Here is a 15,819-nt window from a genome sequence, read left to right as displayed (position 1 = left end):
TGAATCGCGGGCTCACACCAGAAGCTGGTGCTTCGCGAGTTCGCGGTAGAGCGGCGTCGACTCGATGAGCTCGGCGTGCGTGCCCTGGCCCACCACTTGGCCGCGGTCGAGCACGACGATCTTGTCGCTGTCGACGACGGTCGAGAGGCGGTGCGCGATCACGATCAGCGTGCGGCCCTGGGCAACGGCATCGATCGCCTCGCGCATGCGCTGCTCGTTGACGCCGTCGAGCGACGACGTCGACTCGTCGAGCAACAGGATCGGCGGGGCCGACAGTAGCGCGCGCGCGATCGCGAGGCGCTGGCGCTCGCCGCCCGACAACATCACGCCGTCCTCTCCGACCGGAGTGTCGACGCCGCGCGGGTCGCGGTCGATCACGTGCCCGAGGTTCACGGCCCGCAGCGCGCGCTCGCAGTCGGCATCAGTGGCGTTCGGCGAGGCCAGGCGCAGATTGTCGGCGAGGGATCCGGCGAGCGTCGGTGCGTCCTGCTCGACGTAGCCGAACTGCGCGCGCAGCGCCTCGCGCGGCAGCTCGCGGATGTCGTGGCCGTGCAGGCAGATGGACCCGCCCGTCGCATCGTAGAAGCGCTCGATGAGCGCGAGGATCGTCGACTTGCCTGCCCCCGACGGCCCGACGAGCGCGACGCGCGAGCCGACGGGCACCTCGAAGCTGACGCCCCGAAGCACGTCCTCGGAGCTCGACGTCGCCAGCTCGGGCGCGAGGTGCGCATCGTCGGCTGCCGACTGCACCTCGGCGGCGGCCTTCTGCCGCGCCTCAACGACATTCTCGGGATAGCGGAAGCGCACCTCGTCGAACGCGATCGCGGGCGCGGCGCCGGGCGCCGGCGCGGCGGATCCGGTGGGGACGCGATCGGCCGCGTCCTCCTCCGGAAGGTCGAGGACCTCCTGGATCCGTCCGAGCGCGCCGAGCGCCTGGCCGACGCTCGAGAGGGCGCCGAAGGCGGATCCGAGCGGCATGATCATGAGGAACAGGAACATCGCGAAGGTCACGAGCGAGGCGACCGAGACGGCGCCCGTGGCCACGCGCAGGCCGCCGACGCCCAGCACCACGAGCAGCGACACGTTCATCGCGAGCCCCGCGACCGGCACGACGAACGCCGATGCCTTTGCCACGTCGAGCCCGGCGCGGTACGCGCTCTGCGCGGTCGCCGCCACCGCCTCTTCCTCGCGGGCGGTCGCGCCCGAGGCACGGATCGTGCGGATGGATCCGATCGCGCGCTCGATCCCGCTCGCCAGCTCCCCGACGCGCGTCTGCTGCACGGCCGTCGCGGAGCGGATCCGCCCGGCGAAGGCCGTGACGGCGCCGACCGCGGCAATCAGGACGACGGCGATCGTCAGCAGCAGGATCGGATCGATCACGAGCATCGCGATGAGCGCGCCCGCGAAGATCAGGAGATTCCCGACCGAGTCGGCGAGGCCCTGCGTCAGCACCGCGTACAGCAGCGTCGTGTCCGTGCCGACGCGGCTGACGAGGTCGCCCGTGCGGCGGGCGTCGAACTCGCTGATCGGCAGGTGCAGGATCCGCCGGATGAGCCGCCGCCGGCTCGACAGCACGACCGCCGTGCCGGCGCGCTGGAGAAGATAGTGCTGATAGGCGCTCGTGGCCGATTGCAGCACCACAAAGGCCACGAGGAGCCCGATCAGCCAGCCGAGCGGATCCTGCGCCTCCACGCGCTCGATGACCTGACCGATCATCAGCGGCTGCACGAGCGTGAAGACCGCCGCGACGACCGAGAGGAGGGCGACGCCGATCATCACGCCGCGGTGCTCGAGGATGTAGGGCAGCAGCTGACGGAAGGTGGCGCGGGGCCCGTCGTCCTTGCGGGGACGGGCGAAGGGGGAGCGGCGGCGTGTATCGGACATCACCTGTTATTGTCGCGCGCCTCGTCCGGAAACGACTGAGGGGCCGAGGTGAACCCCGGCCCCTCCGCGATCGATGAGATTAGCTCGCGTCGAGGTCGACGTCCTTCGTTTCCTTGCCGAGCAGGAGCGCGATGAGCGTCAGCACGCCGGCGCCCGACATGTAGATGCCGACGAGCCAGGGGTTGCCGCCCGCGGCCTTCCAGAGCTCGAGCGCGATGATCGGCGCGAGCGCCGCACCGAGGATCGACGACACGTTGTACGCGATGGCGGATCCGGTGTACCGCACCGAGGTCGGGAACAGCTCCGGCAGGAGCGCACCCATCGGACCGAAGGTCATGCCCATGAGCGAGAAGCCGAAGATGAGGAAGGTCTGCACGAGGGCGCCCATGAACGCCTCCGACTCACGGGGGAGCAGGAAGACGGTGTAGACGAGGCCCAGGGCGATGATCGCCAAGGTGATCCAGATGAGCAGCTTGCGGCGACCGATCGCGTCGGCCAGGGGGCCGGACACGAGCGTGAAGACACCGAAGAACACCACGCCGAACACCTGCATGAGGACGAAGTGCGTGTAGCTGAAGCCGAGGCCCGGCGTCGCCGCATCGGTGGCCGCCGTGCCGTAGGTCAGCGTGAAGTTCGTCATCAGGTAGAACAGCACGTACGTCGCCAGCATGAAGAAGGTGCCGAGGATCAGCTGCCACCAGTACTTCTTGAAGACGTAGCCGAGCGGGGCCTTCTTGATCTCGCCCTTCTTCTCCGCCTTCGTGAACGCGTCGGACTCGACGAGCTTCAGTCGCACCCAGAGACCGACGATGACCATCACGGCCGAGAACAGGAACGGGATGCGCCAGCCCCACGACATGAACGCGTCGCTCGCACCGTCGTGGCCCGAGGGGAGGGCGACGTTCAGAGCGAGGAACAACGTGTTCGCGATGATGAAGCCGATCGGCGCACCCAGCTGAGGGAAGGTACCGTACAGCGCGCGCTTGCCCGCAGGGGCGTTCTCGGTCGCGACGAGCGCCGCACCCGACCACTCGCCGCCGAGGGCGAAGCCCTGCGCGAGGCGGAGGATGAGCAGGAGCAGCGGGGCGACGATCCCGATCGCGTCGTATGTCGGCAGGACGCCGATGAGGAAGGTCGCGATACCCATCGTCAGCAGCGACGCCACGAGCGTCGCCTTGCGGCCGATCTTGTCGCCGAAGTGGCCGAACACGGCCGCGCCGATGGGGCGGGCGACCATCGCCGCACCGAAGACGGCGAACGACGACAGCAGGCCCGCGGTCTCGCTGACGCTCGGGAAGAACAGGTGCGGGAAGACGAGAACCGCCGCCGTCGCGTAGACGTAGAAGTCGTAGAACTCGACGGTGGTACCGACGAGGCTCGCCGTGATCACGCGTGAGCGCGAGTTCAGCGGCTGGGAGGTTGTAGCTGTAGACATAAGAGACCTGGAACTGAATCAAAAAAACACCGACGGATGTCGGTGAAAGCCTCTAAACGATACCTGAACGCTAAGCACAATGCACAACGCACCCGCTGGATCGGCCGGTGAAGACGCGATCGGCGGGTGCGTTGTGCGAGCGTAACCGAGCAGAATGCTCAGTTTCGCCGTTGCGGGGTGATCAGTGCCACAGCAGCGCGAGGCACACGTTGAGCACCGTGAGCACTCCGATGGGCCAGAACAGGCCGGCCGGTACCGAGCCCGTGCGCTTCTGGCGCGCGGCACCGATGCCCAGCAGGGCCCCGATCGCCACGACCACGAGCAGCTTGGTGCCGACCTTCATGTAGTTCAGGTCGTAGCCGAGATCCCACGGTGCGGAGAGGGCGAGGCCCGCGACGAGCGCGACGACGAGCCCCCAGTGCATGACCTTGGTGATGCGGCGCTGGCCGAACGCCTCGACGATCCAGCCGCCGAAGAGCGTGGCGAATCCGAGCAGGTGGACGATGACAACGATGCTGTGCAGGGTGTGCATTTTTCTACTCTACGTAGAAAAGGCCCGGCGTGCCACTGCTCAGCGGCCCTTCAGCTCCCGCAGCGTCAGCACGGCGCGCAGCGCGGCGTCGGCGGCCTCGAAGCCCTTGTCTTCCTTGGATCCCGGAAGGCCCGCACGGTCGAGGCCCTGCTGCTCGTCATCGATCGTGAGCACGCCGAATCCGACGGGCTTGCCGGTGTCGAGGGCGACGCGCGTGAGCCCATCGGTCGTCGCGGCCGAGATGTACTCGAAGTGGGGCGTGCCGCCGCGCATGATCACGCCCAGGGCGACGACGGCGTCGGCGCCCGCGTCGAGGGCGGCCTTCGACACGACCGGCAGCTCGAAGGATCCGGCGACGCGCACCATGCGGTAGTCGGCGCCCGCCTCGTCGAGGCAACGCTCGGCGCCGGCGATCATGCCGTTCGTGATGACGTCGTGCCAGGTGCCCGCGACGATCACGACACGGATACCGCTCGCGTCGATGCCGCCCTGGGTGGGCTGTCCCGTTCCGGCCATGGTTATGCTCCCTCGTTCATGTGCGCGATGGCGTCTTGCAGCGCATCTTCGCCGATGACGTGACCCATGCGGTCGCGCTTGGTCTCCAGGTACTGGTGGTTGTTGGGGCCGACGCCGACGATCAGCGGCACCTGCTCGACGACATCGAGCCCGTAGGCGCGCAGCTGCGTGACCTTGTCGGTGTTGTTCGTCAGCAGCCGCACCTCGCTGATGCCGAGGTCGGCGAGGATCGAGGCGGCCGCGGCGTAGTCGCGGGCATCGGCCGGCAGGCCGAGCTCGAGGTTCGCGTCGAGGGTGTCGAAGCCACGCTCCTGCAGCGCGTAGGCGCGCAGCTTGTTGATCAGGCCGATCCCGCGACCCTCGTGGCCGCGCATGTAGATCACGACGCCCCCGTCGCGGTGAATGATGTCGAGGGCCGCGTCGAGCTGGGGGCCGCACTCGCACTTCAGGGAGCCGAAGGCCTCGCCCGTGAGGCATTCGGAGTGCACGCGCACGAGCGGCGCCTCCTGCCCCAGCTCGCCCGAGACGATCGCGATGTGGTCGGTACCCGTCGCGCGATCCCGGTACGCCATGAACCGCATGTCGCCGTGCGAGGTGGGCACGAGGGTATCGGCGCGCAGGCTCACGCCGCGCGGCGCGGTGACGGTCTGCTCCGCCGGATCCGCATCGTCGAGGTAGGCCGCGAGCGCCTCGATCGTGATGACGGGAATCGACTCGCGCTTGCCGAGCTCGATGAGCCCCGGGAGGCGCATCATCTCGCCATCCTCCGCGAGCACCTCGCCAATGACGCCGACGGGGCTGAGGCCCGCGAGCTTCATCAGATCGACGGCCGCCTCCGTGTGGCCGGCGCGCTGGCGCACGCCCCCGGGGACGGCGCGCAGCGGGAGGATGTGCCCGGGACGGATGACGCTGCTCGGCGTCGACTCCGGATCCGCCAGCACGTTCACCGTGCGGGCGCGGTCGCTCGCGCTGATGCCGGTCGTCACACCCTCGGCGGCGTCGACCGAGACGGTGTACGCCGTGCCGCGGGCATCCTCGTTGCGCGCCACCATCGGCGAGAGGTCGAGGCGGTCGGCCCACTCCTGCGGCATGGGCGCGCACAGGTAGCCGGAGGTGTAGCGGACGGTCCAGGCGATGACCTCGGGCGTCGCGAGCTGAGCCGAGAGGATGACATCGCCCTCGTTCTCGCGGTTCTCGTCGTCGGCGACGAGCACGGGGCGTCCCGCGCGCAGCGCCTCGAGCGCCTCGTCGATCGTCGAAAGCTGCAGATCGCTCATCGCGCGGTTCCTTCTGTCTGGGTGAATGCCAAGAGGCGCTGCACGTGGCGGGCGAGAATGTCGGTCTCGACGTTCACCCGGTCGCCCACGGCGCGCTCGCCGAAGGTGGTGGCGCGCAGCGTCTCCGGAATGAGCGACACCTCGAGCCACTGCTGCGGCTCGGACGCGTCGCTGACGGCGCTGACGGTCAGCGAGGTGCCGTCGAGCGTGACGGATCCCTTGTCGACGATGAGCGGGGCGAGCTCGCGACCGATCGCGACCCGCACGACCTGCCACTCTTCGCCCGGGCGCACCTCGACGACCTCGCCGGTCCCGTCGACGTGGCCCTGCACGATGTGCCCGCCGAGGCGACCGCCCGATGCGAGGGCGCGCTCGACGTTCACGATGCGGCCCGGGGCGACGTCGGCGAGGGTCGTCATGTCGAGGGTCTGCTTCATGACGTCGGCCGTGAAGCCGTCGTCCGTCGAGTCGACGACGGTGAGGCACACGCCGCTGATCGCGATCGAATCGCCGTGGTGCACGCCCTCGACCGCCTTCGGCGCGTGGAGCGTGAGGCGCAGGCCGTCTCCCGATGGTTCGACGGCCGTGACGCGGCCGAGTTCCTCGATGATTCCGGTGAACATCAGTGAGACTCGCTTTCTGGCAGGGGGCGGGCGACGACGAGCAGATCGGATCCGAGACGCTGCAGGGCGTCGACGGACAGCCGGTGCTGGTCGGCGATTGTGGGGACGCCCACGTCGGTCAGCGCGGTGCGCGGGCCGCCGATGAGCGTCGGGGCGATATAGGTGAGGATGCGGTCGGCGAACCCCGCCGACACGAAGGCGCTCGCGAGGGTCGGGCCGCCCTCGACGAACACGCGCTGCAGGCCGCGGTCGAAGAGGTCGTCGAGCACGGCGCCGAGCTCGCGCGTCGGGTAGGCGAGCAGCGCCCGCGGGTGGGCCCGCACGCGCGCGCCCGCCGGCACGGGGGCGGATCCGAGCACGACCGGGACCGGCTGCCGCGGGAAGAGGTCGTCGCCGTCGCGCGCGGTGAGGGCGGGGTCGTCGGCGAGGACGGTGCCCGTGCCGACGACGATCGCGTCGGCCTCGGCGCGCCTGCGGTGCACATCGGCGCGCGCCTCCGGCCCGGTGATCCACTGGCTCGTGCCGTCGGCGGCGGCCGCGCGGCCGTCGAGGCTCTGCGCCCACTTCACGGTGACGTGCGGGCGTCCGAGCGCCCGCGCCGCGAGCCACGGGGCGAGGAACTCGCGCGCCTCGGCCTCCAGCACGCCGCCCTCGACGTCGACGCCCGCCGACCGCAGACGCTCCGCCCCGCCGCTCGAGTGCTCTCCGGGATCCGCGAGCGCGAAGACGACGCGCGAGACGCCCGCCTCGATCAGCGCCACGGCGCAGGGGCCGGTGCGGCCGACGTGGTTGCAGGGCTCGAGCGAGACGACGGCGGTCGCGCCGCGCGCGCCCCCTTCCGGGAGCTTCGACAGCGCGTCGACCTCCGCGTGCGCGGTTCCGGCACCGCGGTGCCACCCCTCGGCGAGGACCTCGCCGGACGGCGACAGCAGAACGCACCCCACCTGGGGGTTGCGGGAGCGCGGGCCGCGCGTGGCGAGTTCGAGCGCGCGACGCATCGCGGCGATCTCGACGACGTCCGCCATCTCCGGTTCCCTTCCGCACTCTCGCATTCGGGGTTCACGGAACGGACCCATGGCGGGTCTGACCGTGCTGCCTTCCATCCGGACTCGCAGGCCATTGCCTGCATCACCGTCGGTCCCGGAATCTCACCGGATCAACCCCTCGTCGAGGGGGTCGCGGACTCTACCGCCGGTTCGGATTCTCACCGACCCCGGAGCACGTGCTACGCCGATTCTAACGTCGTCTCCGCGCCGCTATTCCCGACATCGTTACGGGGCGTCATCTGAATCGGCTCGCATCCGCCCCGGGCGCTGGATACCCTCGAGGGATGAGGAACTCCGCGCGCACCGGCATCGCCGTGCTCAGCGCGTCCCTTGTCGCGTTCGCGGCAGTGGGATGTTCCGACGAGCCTCTCGTGGATCCGGCGCCCGCGGACACGGTCACGTCGGTGCCCGCGCCGGCGGATCCGAGCTCCGCATCCGCGTCGCCCGGCGCGGAAGAGCCGGGGGACGCCGCGTCCGCGGATCCTGCGCCGCCGGAGGCGTCGATCCCCACCGTGCCCGGATATCCGGTGGGGGAGTTCCCGGCCGTTCCGATGTTCGTGCTGCCGGACCTCGCGCTCTTCGACGACGAACTCGGCGCCGACGAGACCCGCGAGCTCCGCGACGAGCTCGCGGACGTCGCGGGCGTCACGGTCGCGCCCGCCCACTGCGGCGAGGACGGCCGCCCGGTCGCCGGCCTCCAGACGGCGCTCCTGTACGGGGACGAGAACGGCACCGTGACGGCGCCGGACGGATCGGAGGAGAGCCTTCCCACGGGCGCGGGAACGCTCACCGTCAACGGCGAGACAGCGAAGGGCGAGGCCGACGGCTTCGGATCCTTCTCCGAGGGCGCCATCGCCATCCGCAACTACGGCGACGGCACGGGCAGTTATTCGGACGACGACGTGTCGATCCAGCTCTACGGCAACGGCTCGGGAACTTACGTCAGCGACGGCGCGACGATCCAGAACGACGGCACCGGCGCGGGCAACTTCTTCGGCGGTGGCGTGCGGATCCAGAACAACGGCGACGGATCCGGCAGCTACAGCGACGAGAACATCACGATCCAGAACATCGGCGACGGCACCGGTTACGTCAACGCGGAGCCCGTCGAGATGGATCCGCTGCCGCCCGTGCCGCCGCTCGGCGCGTTTCCGACGCTCGCGGCGCTCCAGCCAACGGAGACGTGTGGGACGCTGATCACCGTCGGCGCGGACGCACTCTTCGACCCCGACGGCGCCGAGGTGCGCGGCGACTCCGACGAGCTGCTGGAATCGCTCGCCGCAGTGCTCGGCGAGGAGGTGCCCGTGGCGGTGGTGAGCGCCCACGGAGACGCGGCGCTCGGCGCCGACCGCGCGGACGCCGTGGTGGCGGCGCTCGCGGAGGCCGGCGCGAGCTCGAAGCTCGCCTCCGAGGACGCCGGGAACGACCGGCCCGTCGCGGCGGCCGAGCTCGACGGCGCCGCCAACCCCGCCGGATCCGAGCTCAACCGCCGCATCGAGGTCTTCGTCCCGCCGTTCGAGGCGCCACCCCAGAAGTAGCGGCCGGAGCCCTCGGCTTCGACCCCGTGTCCCACTTGTGGTCGTTATGGCGACGCTATTCCCGCGTTAAGTGGGACACGGGTCGGGGCGTGTCCCAGTTGTGGTTGCTTTGGCGGTGCTATTCCCGCGTTAAGTGGGACACGGGGCGGGGCGTGTCCCAGTTGTGGTTGCTATGGCGGTGCTATTCCCTCACCAAGTGGGACACGGGCGGTGGGTGTGTCCCACTTCGTGCGGGAATGGTCGGTGCGAACCCCTACGCCCAGGGGGCGCCGGATCCGCGCATGCTCGTGTAGAACGGGCTCGACTCGTCGATCTCGCCCTTGACCACGGGGCGGCGCTCGAACGACGACGCATAGATCGCGGCGATGAGTTCGAGCGTGTCGCGCGCGTCGGCCGAGGTCACCGGCAGGGGGCGCTCGCCCTCGGCCAGCGCGGCGTAGGTCTGCGCGAACTGCGCGGCGTGGCCGGATCCGCGACCGGTGGCGCTCGCCGCCCAGTCGGAATCGAGGGTCTCCGGTGCGGACGGGGCGGTCGTGAAGCGCCACGAGTCGTCGCCGTAGCCGTACAGGTGCTCGAGCTCGACGGTCGCGTGCTCGTAGTCGAAGCGCAGGTAGCTCGTCTCGCGCGGCGAGAGCAGGCTGTTGACGATGCTGACGACGGCGCCCGACTCGAGGGTGACGATCGCCGCCGAGACGTCCTCCGTGTCGACGGGGCGCGCGCGCCTGGCCGCGACGGCAGTGACCTCGCGCCACGGCCCGAGGATCGAGAGCATCGTGTCGATCTGGTGGATGCCGTGCCCCATCGTCGGCCCGCCGCCCTCGCTCTCCCACGTCCCCCGCCACGGGACGTCGAAGTAGGCGTCCGGCCGGTACCAGAGCGTGTGGCAGACAGCGGTCATCATCTGCCCCAGGGATTCGTCGCGGGTGCGCTCGCGCAGCCACATGGCGCGGCCGCCGAAGCGGTGCTGCGAGACGGTCGCGAACCACCCGGCGGAGGCCTCCTCCGCCCGGCGGATCCGGTCGAACTCGGCGAGCGAGAGCGCCGGTGGCTTCTCGCTGAGCACCGACAATCCGGCGCTCAGGACGGCCTCACCCTGCGCGATGTGCAGGCCGGGAGGCGAGCACAGGTGAACGATGTCGACGCCGCCGGCCTCGAGCATCGCCTCGAGCGACGGATCGACGCGGCCGCCCCAGGTGTCGGCGAATGCCCGCGAGCGGGTCTCGTCGATGTCGGTGACGGCGACGATCTCGGCGTCCGCCATGCGTGCCAGGTTGTCTGCGTGCACGGCGGCGATTCCGCCCGTGCCAACAATGCCTACCCGGGTGCTCATCGCGCGTCCCCCGCCTCGCGCGCGGCGCGGACGAGCCCCGCGGCACGCTCTGAGTCGCTCGCGCCGTCGGCGATGACGACGTCGTAGCGCAGGCTCAGCTCCGTGTCGGGCTCGAACGCCACCTCCTCGTCGAAGAAGGGCGCGGGGCCGAGGCAGGCGAAGATCCCCGAGCGGACGAACCACTTCGGGGTGTCGTCGAGGTCCGCCATGATGACGGTCGAGGAGGCATCCTCGCCGTCGTGCTTGCCGACGAAACCCATCCAGGAATGGCGCGTGCCGCGCAGATCCTCCGCGTCGCCCGTGCCGTCGGTGGTGACGATGCTGCCGTCGCTGAACGATCGCGGTCCGCGCCAGAAGACGCCGCCGTAGCCGGCGTTCTCGCGGCCCTCGGTCGTGGGGGATCCCATCGCGATCGTCTCTCCGGAGACGTTGCGGAGCGAGGTCTCCCACCGCAGGGCCCAGGCGTCGGCATCGAGGAGGGTCGTCGTGAGGCGTCGCACCTCCGTGAACACCGTCGACCCGTCGGCTTCGGCCAGCCACTCGAGCGCGTGGGCGAACGACCCCTCCGGCGCCGCAAGGCGTTCGACATGCGCCTGCGTGCCGTTGTTCGGCAGCTGCTCGTACCAGCCGGCGCGGCGAGTGTAGGTGGGGCCGCCCCAGAAGTTGTGGGGGCCGGCATTCGGCAGCGCGAGCGAGATGCCCTTGTGCCACACGTGATCGTGGGGGCGGAACAGGCTGACGAGCCGCCCCGCTCGGGTGCGCAGCGGATGGATGTAGGGTTTGGGCGACTCCATCTGCACGGTGTCGGGTCGATACACGTAGTGTGCGAGCTCAACATCGTCGGCGATGAGGCGGACAGCGGAGTCGTCGTCTTCGACGATAGATTGCGAAAATGTTTCGATCATGGCAAGGTCGAGCCTAGGGCCCGTTTCGTCCGAGCGTCAAGAGGCGCTGAGATGGTTCCCCGGATCTTTCGAAAGGCGTAGGACATGCCTGCTTCCAAACCAACCCTCGCGGATGTCGCACGCGCCGCGGGAGTATCCGTCCCCACGGTCTCGAAGGCGATCTCGGGTCGTTCCGATGTCGCGGGCGCCACGCGCGAGCGGGTGTTGAGCGCCATGAACGAGCTCGGTTACCTCGCCCGCGGCGCGACCGGCGGATCCGATCCCCACGGCATCGTCGAGCTCGCGATCGGCGGCATCGCGAGCATGGGCATGATGGAGATCGTGCGCGGCGTCGAGGAGGCGGTGTTCCGCTCCGGACGCTCGCTCGTCGTCTCCATCACGCATCACGACGGCTTCTCGATCGATCGCTGGATCGACTCGGTCCTCGCGCACAAGGCCGTGGGCGTCATCGTCGCGTCGGCGCGGGTCTCGGGCGGCACAGATCGCCTCGTCGCGGCAGGCATCCCCGTCATCCACCTCGACGCCGGCAGTCGGAACAACCCGGACGATGCACAGGTCGGTACGACGAACTGGGCCGGCATGCGCGATGCGACCCGTCACATGGTCGCCCTGGGCCACACCCGCATCGGTTTCATCGGCGGCGAGGCCCACGTGCAGATCGCGCAGGATCGCCTCGAGGGCTACGTCTCCGCGCTGCGCCAGGGCGGCCTCCCGGTCATCCCCGAGCTCATCGTCGAGGGCAACTTCATCTTCTCGGGGGGCGAGCAGGGCGCTCGGCGGCTGCTCGACCTCGACGACCCGCCCACGGCCATCGTCGCGGCGAGCGACCTGGCGGCTGCCGGGGTGTACCACGTCGCGCGCGAGCGCGGCCTGTCGATTCCCGAAGACCTCTCCGTGTCGGGTTTCGACGACACCGTGCTGTGCGAGTACCTTTCGCCGCACCTGACGTCCGTTCGTCAGCCGCTCGCCCAGATGGCCGACCATGCCGTTCGCATGCTCGACGAGGTCACGCAGAACCCCAGCGGTCCGCCGCCGCGTCTCGAACTCTCGACGACGCTCATCGAGCGCGGCAGCACGGCCGCCCCCGGTCACCGATAGCGGTACAGCGCGACGCGCTGCATCGAGAACTGGCCCGGTACGAGCCGCACGTGGCGGCCCTGGTGGGTCTCGTCGCCGTTGAGGCGGCGCAGCGTGCGCCAGCGCCCGTCATCGTCGAAACCGCCCTCGTCGCAGCGCAGGATGCCGGCCGACGCCCCGTCGACGGGGCGTGGCTCGAACGTCACGGTCACGCCCGTGCCCGCGATGATGAATTCGTCGTCGCCGGTCTGGATGACGATCGCGCCCGCCGGGAGCAGCGTTGCGCTGTCCGGTCGGTCGTCGGCCTCGTTGATGACGCCGTCGGCGAGCCCCGGCGGCACGAGGCGTTCGTAGTCGACGCTGAGCGTGTAGCCGCCGAGCGCCACGCGATGGGGCGGACGGTGCGCGCCGTGGGGCGGCAGGAGTCCGCGGGACCGCCCCGTCCCCGCCGCGTCCGCGAGGAGCGGCTCGAGCTGGCGCAGGAGCTCGTAGCTCGCCGCGAGCATCGCATCCGCGGGTGACCCGATGTTCTCGATGCCGAACGCCGCGAATCCGAGAGCGGAGTGCTCGCCGAAGGCGTAGAGCGCGTTGACCGAGGCGTCGACGCTGCGAAGCGCCTCCGGGATGAAGAGCGGGTTCTCGGGCGTCGCATATCGAGCGGCCCACTCCGCGAAGTTCGGGAAGTAGATGTCGGGCGCGAGGAAGTCGATCGTGGGGGCGTACTCTCGCCAGACTTCGGCGAGGTGGGGTAGCGGGCCGGCGCCCGGGTACTGCCCTGGGGTCGCGCCGGGCCGGATCAGGGCCGCGTTGACGAAGAGGGGGAGCGCAAGCTCCGCGCGGCCCGCGCGGGCGACGACCTCGACGTAGCGTGCGAAGGCCCTCGCCATGAAGACCTCCTCGTCCTCGGATCCGTCGTAGGCCGCCTCGGCCAGGGGGCCGTAGTCGCGCGCCTCGGGCATGATGCCGATCTCGTTCTCGACCTGCACCATGATGACGGTGCGGGCGGTGTCGACCTCGCGCAGGTGGGCCATCAGCGCGGCGAACGCGCGCGCATCGGCATCGCGGTTGCTGTCGCTGAACGGGGTGAGGATCTCGAGCGCTCGCCCGTTCCGGTCGCGGCATCGCGGGAAGCGGGCGGTGTCGGTCTTGACCCATTCCGGGGCGTACGACGACATGCTGTTCTTCCAGCTGCCGAACCACAGCAGCACGATGCGCATGCCGTGCGCGGCCGCGTCCTCGATGAGTTCGTCGACGCTCGTCCAGTCGAACTCGCCCTCGACGGGCTCGATCAGCTCCCATGTGGCGGGGGCGATGATCGCGTTGAGGCCCAGCGAGACGAGCCGGTCCCAGCGGCTCTCGAGGTACGGGCGATGGGCCGCGGAGTTGCCGAGTTCGCCGCCGCGCATGAAGAACGGGCGCTCGTCAACGAGCAGGCGGAATGCGGAGCCGGTTCGCTCGATGCGGGGGAGCGGGCCGACGGCGGTGTCGGGAGCGGTCACGAGGATCCTTTCGTCGTGGAAGCATCGTTAGTTTGTCACGAATGAGAACAATTTCGTAGACATTTCGAAAAATATGGTCGAAATGTACTTGACGTTTTCGCTCGCGCCAGCCTAGTGTCAAGGCGAAGACAGCAGGATCGCGGGCCCATGACGTCCGCGGCGACCGTCTCGCACACGGACGTGCGGGTGCAGGAGGATGAATGTCACTGAGGACAGTCACGGCGACGGAGACGGTCACAACCGTCGGCCGCCGCCGGCGCCCCGCGGGGCGAACGGGAGGGTGGCGGCGCGCGTTCCGGCGCGACTGGCGCCTGTACTCCCTCGCGATCGTTCCCGTCGCGTTCCTGCTGCTGTTCAAGTACGTGCCGATGCTCGGCAACGTCATCGCGTTCCGGCGTTACGTGCCGGGCGGATCGATCTTCGGCGAGGAATGGGTCGGCCTCGCGTACTTCGAACGCTTCCTGGGCGACGCGAAGTTCTGGGAGGTCTTCAGCAACACCCTGATCATCGGGGCGCTGTCGCTCGTCATCGTCTTCCCGCTGCCCATCATCCTGGCGCTCCTCCTCAACGAGGTCCGGGTGCGCTGGTTCAAGAAGCTCGTCCAGACGGTGAGCTACCTGCCGCACTTCATGTCGATCGTGATCGTCGCGAGCTTCGTCTTCGAGCTCACCTCGCTCGACGGCAGCATCAACGCCATGATCAAGGCGATGGGCGGCAGCCCGATCACCTTCATGCAGGAGGCGTCGTGGTTCCGCACGATCTACGTCGTCTCGGAGGCGTGGCAGACCGTCGGATGGGGCACGATCCTGTACCTCGCCGCGCTCACGACGATCGACGACCAGCTGTACGAGGCCGCGCGCATCGACGGCGCGAACCGCTGGAAGCAGACCTGGCACGTCACGCTGCCGGGCATCCGCCCCACGATGATGGTCCTGCTGATCCTGAACATCGGGCAGTTCATGGCGGTGGGCTTCGAGAAGATCTTCCTCCTCTACAACTCGCTGACCTATCCGACGGCCGACGTGATCTCGACCTACGTCTATCGCATCGGCCTCACGGCAGGCCAGCCCAGCTACGCGACGGCGATCGGCCTGTTCGAGGCGATCATCGGCCTCGTGCTCGTCGTCGTCGCCAACATCGTCTCGCGCCGAGTGACCGGGAGCTCCCTGTGGTGACCACGACCGAAACCCTGACCGCCGCCCCCGACCTGGCGAGCGTTCGCGCCTCCACGCGGGGCATCAAGCCGACTCCGTCATACCGCGTCTTCACGGTGTTCAACATCATCGTGCTCAGCCTCGTCGGCGCGCTGACGCTGTACCCCTTCCTCAACCTCCTCGCGCGATCCTTCAGCTCGGAGAGCGCGATCCGCAGCGGCGAGGTGTTCGTCTGGCCGGTCGGCTTCAACACCACGACGCTCCTGAGCGTCATCGATCAGAAGCTCTTCTGGGTCAACTACGGCAACACCGTCATCTACACGGTGGTCGCCACCGTGATCGCGATGGTGCTGACGACGACCTTCGCGTACGTGCTCTCGAAGAACCACCTGAAGGGCCGGGGCCTGCTCATCGGGCTCGCGCTGTTCACGATGTTCTTCTCGGGCGGGCTGATCCCGAACTACATGCTGATCGTCGAGCTCGGCTTCAAGAACACCATCTGGGCGATCGTGCTGCCGCAGGCGATCAACGTGTTCAACCTGCTGATCATGAAGTCGTTCTTCGAGAACTTCCCGACCGAGCTCGAGGAGGCCGCGGCAATCGACGGCCTCACCACCTACGGCATCTTCCTGCGGGTGGTGCTGCCGCTCAGCCGCGCGGTGCTCGCCACGATGGTGCTGTTCTATGCCGTGGCGTTCTGGAACTCGTGGTTCCCGGCGTTCCTCTACATGGACAAGCCCGAGCTCTATCCCGTGACCGTGTTCCTGCGCAACATCATCGCGGGCGCGACCGGCACGGGAGAGGGCCTCTCGGACGCCGCCGTGCAGATCGGCGCGAACGTGAAGGCCGTGACAACGGTCCTCACGGTGCTGCCGATCGTGTGCCTCTACCCGTTCATCCAGAAGTACTTCGTCTCGGGCGTCATGCTCGGATCCGTCAAGGGCTGAGCCCACGCGGACGCACCACCTCACCCACATTGTCGTGAACAGCGACGTTCTCACAG

General features: G+C 69.3%; 14 protein-coding genes and 1 riboswitch. Of the genes, 4 read left to right on the top strand and 10 right to left on the bottom strand.

Annotated elements, in window-relative coordinates; all coding sequences use genetic code 11:
- Window positions 1-12 precede the first annotated feature (12 nt).
- From IEX05_RS11445 to ribD, 7 genes are all read right to left on the bottom strand, one after another.
- On the bottom strand, window positions 13-1,884 hold the full coding sequence (locus tag IEX05_RS11445) for an ABC transporter ATP-binding protein (RefSeq protein ID WP_188701989.1): 1,872 nt from the start codon (window positions 1,882-1,884) through the stop codon (window positions 13-15).
- Between the two features lie 79 nt (window positions 1,885-1,963).
- Window positions 1,964-3,319, bottom strand: coding sequence for an MFS transporter (locus tag IEX05_RS11440; protein WP_188701988.1), 1,356 nt, complete (start codon window positions 3,317-3,319; stop codon window positions 1,964-1,966).
- Window positions 3,320-3,500: 181 nt separating this feature from the next.
- Complete coding sequence (locus IEX05_RS11435; protein ID WP_188701987.1) at window positions 3,501-3,851, bottom strand: Fe-S protein; 351 nt, start codon at window positions 3,849-3,851, stop codon at window positions 3,501-3,503.
- 39 nt (window positions 3,852-3,890) lie between these two features.
- Complete coding sequence (gene ribH / locus IEX05_RS11430) at window positions 3,891-4,367, bottom strand: 6,7-dimethyl-8-ribityllumazine synthase (RefSeq protein WP_188701986.1); 477 nt, start codon at window positions 4,365-4,367, stop codon at window positions 3,891-3,893.
- Window positions 4,368-4,369: 2 nt separating this feature from the next.
- Entirely contained in the window at window positions 4,370-5,635 is a 1,266-nt protein-coding gene (gene ribA, locus IEX05_RS11425) for a GTP cyclohydrolase II (RefSeq protein ID WP_308423420.1), read from the bottom strand.
- A 5-nt stretch (window positions 5,636-5,640) separates the two neighbouring features.
- Window positions 5,641-6,267, bottom strand: a complete 627-nt coding sequence (locus tag IEX05_RS11420) for a riboflavin synthase (RefSeq protein WP_188701982.1) — start codon at window positions 6,265-6,267, stop codon at window positions 5,641-5,643.
- Window positions 6,267-7,292, bottom strand: coding sequence for a bifunctional diaminohydroxyphosphoribosylaminopyrimidine deaminase/5-amino-6-(5-phosphoribosylamino)uracil reductase RibD (gene ribD, locus IEX05_RS11415; RefSeq protein WP_188701980.1), 1,026 nt, complete (start codon window positions 7,290-7,292; stop codon window positions 6,267-6,269). The genes IEX05_RS11420 and ribD overlap by 1 nt, the downstream gene beginning before the upstream one ends.
- A gap of 61 nt (window positions 7,293-7,353) precedes the next feature.
- A riboswitch (FMN riboswitch) is annotated at window positions 7,354-7,492 on the bottom strand.
- Between the two features lie 105 nt (window positions 7,493-7,597).
- Here ribD and IEX05_RS11410 point away from each other — a divergent pair.
- On the top strand, window positions 7,598-8,851 hold the full coding sequence (locus IEX05_RS11410) for an OmpA family protein (RefSeq protein ID WP_188701978.1): 1,254 nt from the start codon (window positions 7,598-7,600) through the stop codon (window positions 8,849-8,851).
- 253 nt (window positions 8,852-9,104) lie between these two features.
- Here IEX05_RS11410 and IEX05_RS11405 read toward each other — a convergent pair whose 3' ends face one another.
- Both IEX05_RS11405 and IEX05_RS11400 read right to left on the bottom strand, forming a co-directional pair.
- The gene (locus IEX05_RS11405; protein WP_188701976.1) at window positions 9,105-10,181 is read right to left on the bottom strand and encodes a Gfo/Idh/MocA family protein; all 1,077 of its coding nucleotides are present in this window, start codon (window positions 10,179-10,181) and stop codon (window positions 9,105-9,107) included.
- Window positions 10,178-11,086 carry a DUF6807 domain-containing protein gene (locus IEX05_RS11400; RefSeq protein ID WP_188701975.1) on the bottom strand — a complete coding sequence of 303 codons (909 nt, stop codon included), beginning with the start codon at window positions 11,084-11,086 and terminating at the stop codon, window positions 10,178-10,180. The genes IEX05_RS11405 and IEX05_RS11400 overlap by 4 nt, the downstream gene beginning before the upstream one ends.
- Before the next feature lie 84 nt (window positions 11,087-11,170).
- On the opposite strand from IEX05_RS11400, the gene IEX05_RS11395 reads away from it, so the two are divergent.
- Window positions 11,171-12,184: a LacI family DNA-binding transcriptional regulator gene (locus IEX05_RS11395; protein ID WP_188701973.1), complete on the top strand. Its 1,014-nt coding sequence runs from the start codon at window positions 11,171-11,173 to the stop codon at window positions 12,182-12,184.
- Here IEX05_RS11395 and IEX05_RS11390 read toward each other — a convergent pair.
- Entirely contained in the window at window positions 12,175-13,662 is a 1,488-nt protein-coding gene (locus IEX05_RS11390) for a DUF5597 domain-containing protein (protein ID WP_229661277.1), read from the bottom strand. The genes IEX05_RS11395 and IEX05_RS11390 overlap by 10 nt on opposite strands.
- Before the next feature lie 200 nt (window positions 13,663-13,862).
- On the opposite strand from IEX05_RS11390, the gene IEX05_RS11385 reads away from it, so the two are divergent.
- Both IEX05_RS11385 and IEX05_RS11380 read left to right on the top strand, forming a co-directional pair.
- Window positions 13,863-14,837, top strand: a complete 975-nt coding sequence (locus IEX05_RS11385; RefSeq protein ID WP_188701970.1) for an ABC transporter permease — start codon at window positions 13,863-13,865, stop codon at window positions 14,835-14,837.
- Window positions 14,831-15,763, top strand: a complete 933-nt coding sequence (locus tag IEX05_RS11380; protein ID WP_373286302.1) for a carbohydrate ABC transporter permease — start codon at window positions 14,831-14,833, stop codon at window positions 15,761-15,763. The genes IEX05_RS11385 and IEX05_RS11380 overlap by 7 nt, the downstream gene beginning before the upstream one ends.
- Window positions 15,764-15,819: the final 56 nt, after the last annotated feature.

This window comes from Microbacterium nanhaiense (assembly GCF_014646015.1).
Classification (GTDB): domain Bacteria; phylum Actinomycetota; class Actinomycetes; order Actinomycetales; family Microbacteriaceae; genus Microbacterium; species Microbacterium nanhaiense.
Note: the sequence above shows the minus strand (reverse complement) of the source record. Positions and strands in the feature narration are given on the sequence as shown.

Bases quoted from the DNA above. Each gene is read 5' to 3' on its own strand.
- IEX05_RS11400 (WP_188701975.1), bottom strand. From the start codon at position 11,086: ATGATCGAAACATTTTCGCAATCTATCGTCGAAGACGACGACTCCGCT.
- IEX05_RS11420 (WP_188701982.1), bottom strand. From the start codon at position 6,267: ATGTTCACCGGAATCATCGAGGAACTCGGCCGCGTCACGGCCGTCGAA.
- IEX05_RS11410 (WP_188701978.1), top strand. From the start codon at position 7,598: ATGAGGAACTCCGCGCGCACCGGCATCGCCGTGCTCAGCGCGTCCCTT.
- IEX05_RS11405 (WP_188701976.1), bottom strand. From the start codon at position 10,181: ATGAGCACCCGGGTAGGCATTGTTGGCACGGGCGGAATCGCCGCCGTG.
- IEX05_RS11395 (WP_188701973.1), top strand. From the start codon at position 11,171: ATGCCTGCTTCCAAACCAACCCTCGCGGATGTCGCACGCGCCGCGGGA.
- IEX05_RS11385 (WP_188701970.1), top strand. From the start codon at position 13,863: ATGTCACTGAGGACAGTCACGGCGACGGAGACGGTCACAACCGTCGGC.
- IEX05_RS11440 (WP_188701988.1), bottom strand. From the start codon at position 3,319: ATGTCTACAGCTACAACCTCCCAGCCGCTGAACTCGCGCTCACGCGTG.
- ribD (WP_188701980.1), bottom strand. From the start codon at position 7,292: ATGGCGGACGTCGTCGAGATCGCCGCGATGCGTCGCGCGCTCGAACTC.
- IEX05_RS11445 (WP_188701989.1), bottom strand. From the start codon at position 1,884: ATGTCCGATACACGCCGCCGCTCCCCCTTCGCCCGTCCCCGCAAGGAC.
- IEX05_RS11435 (WP_188701987.1), bottom strand. From the start codon at position 3,851: ATGCACACCCTGCACAGCATCGTTGTCATCGTCCACCTGCTCGGATTC.
- ribH (WP_188701986.1), bottom strand. From the start codon at position 4,367: ATGGCCGGAACGGGACAGCCCACCCAGGGCGGCATCGACGCGAGCGGT.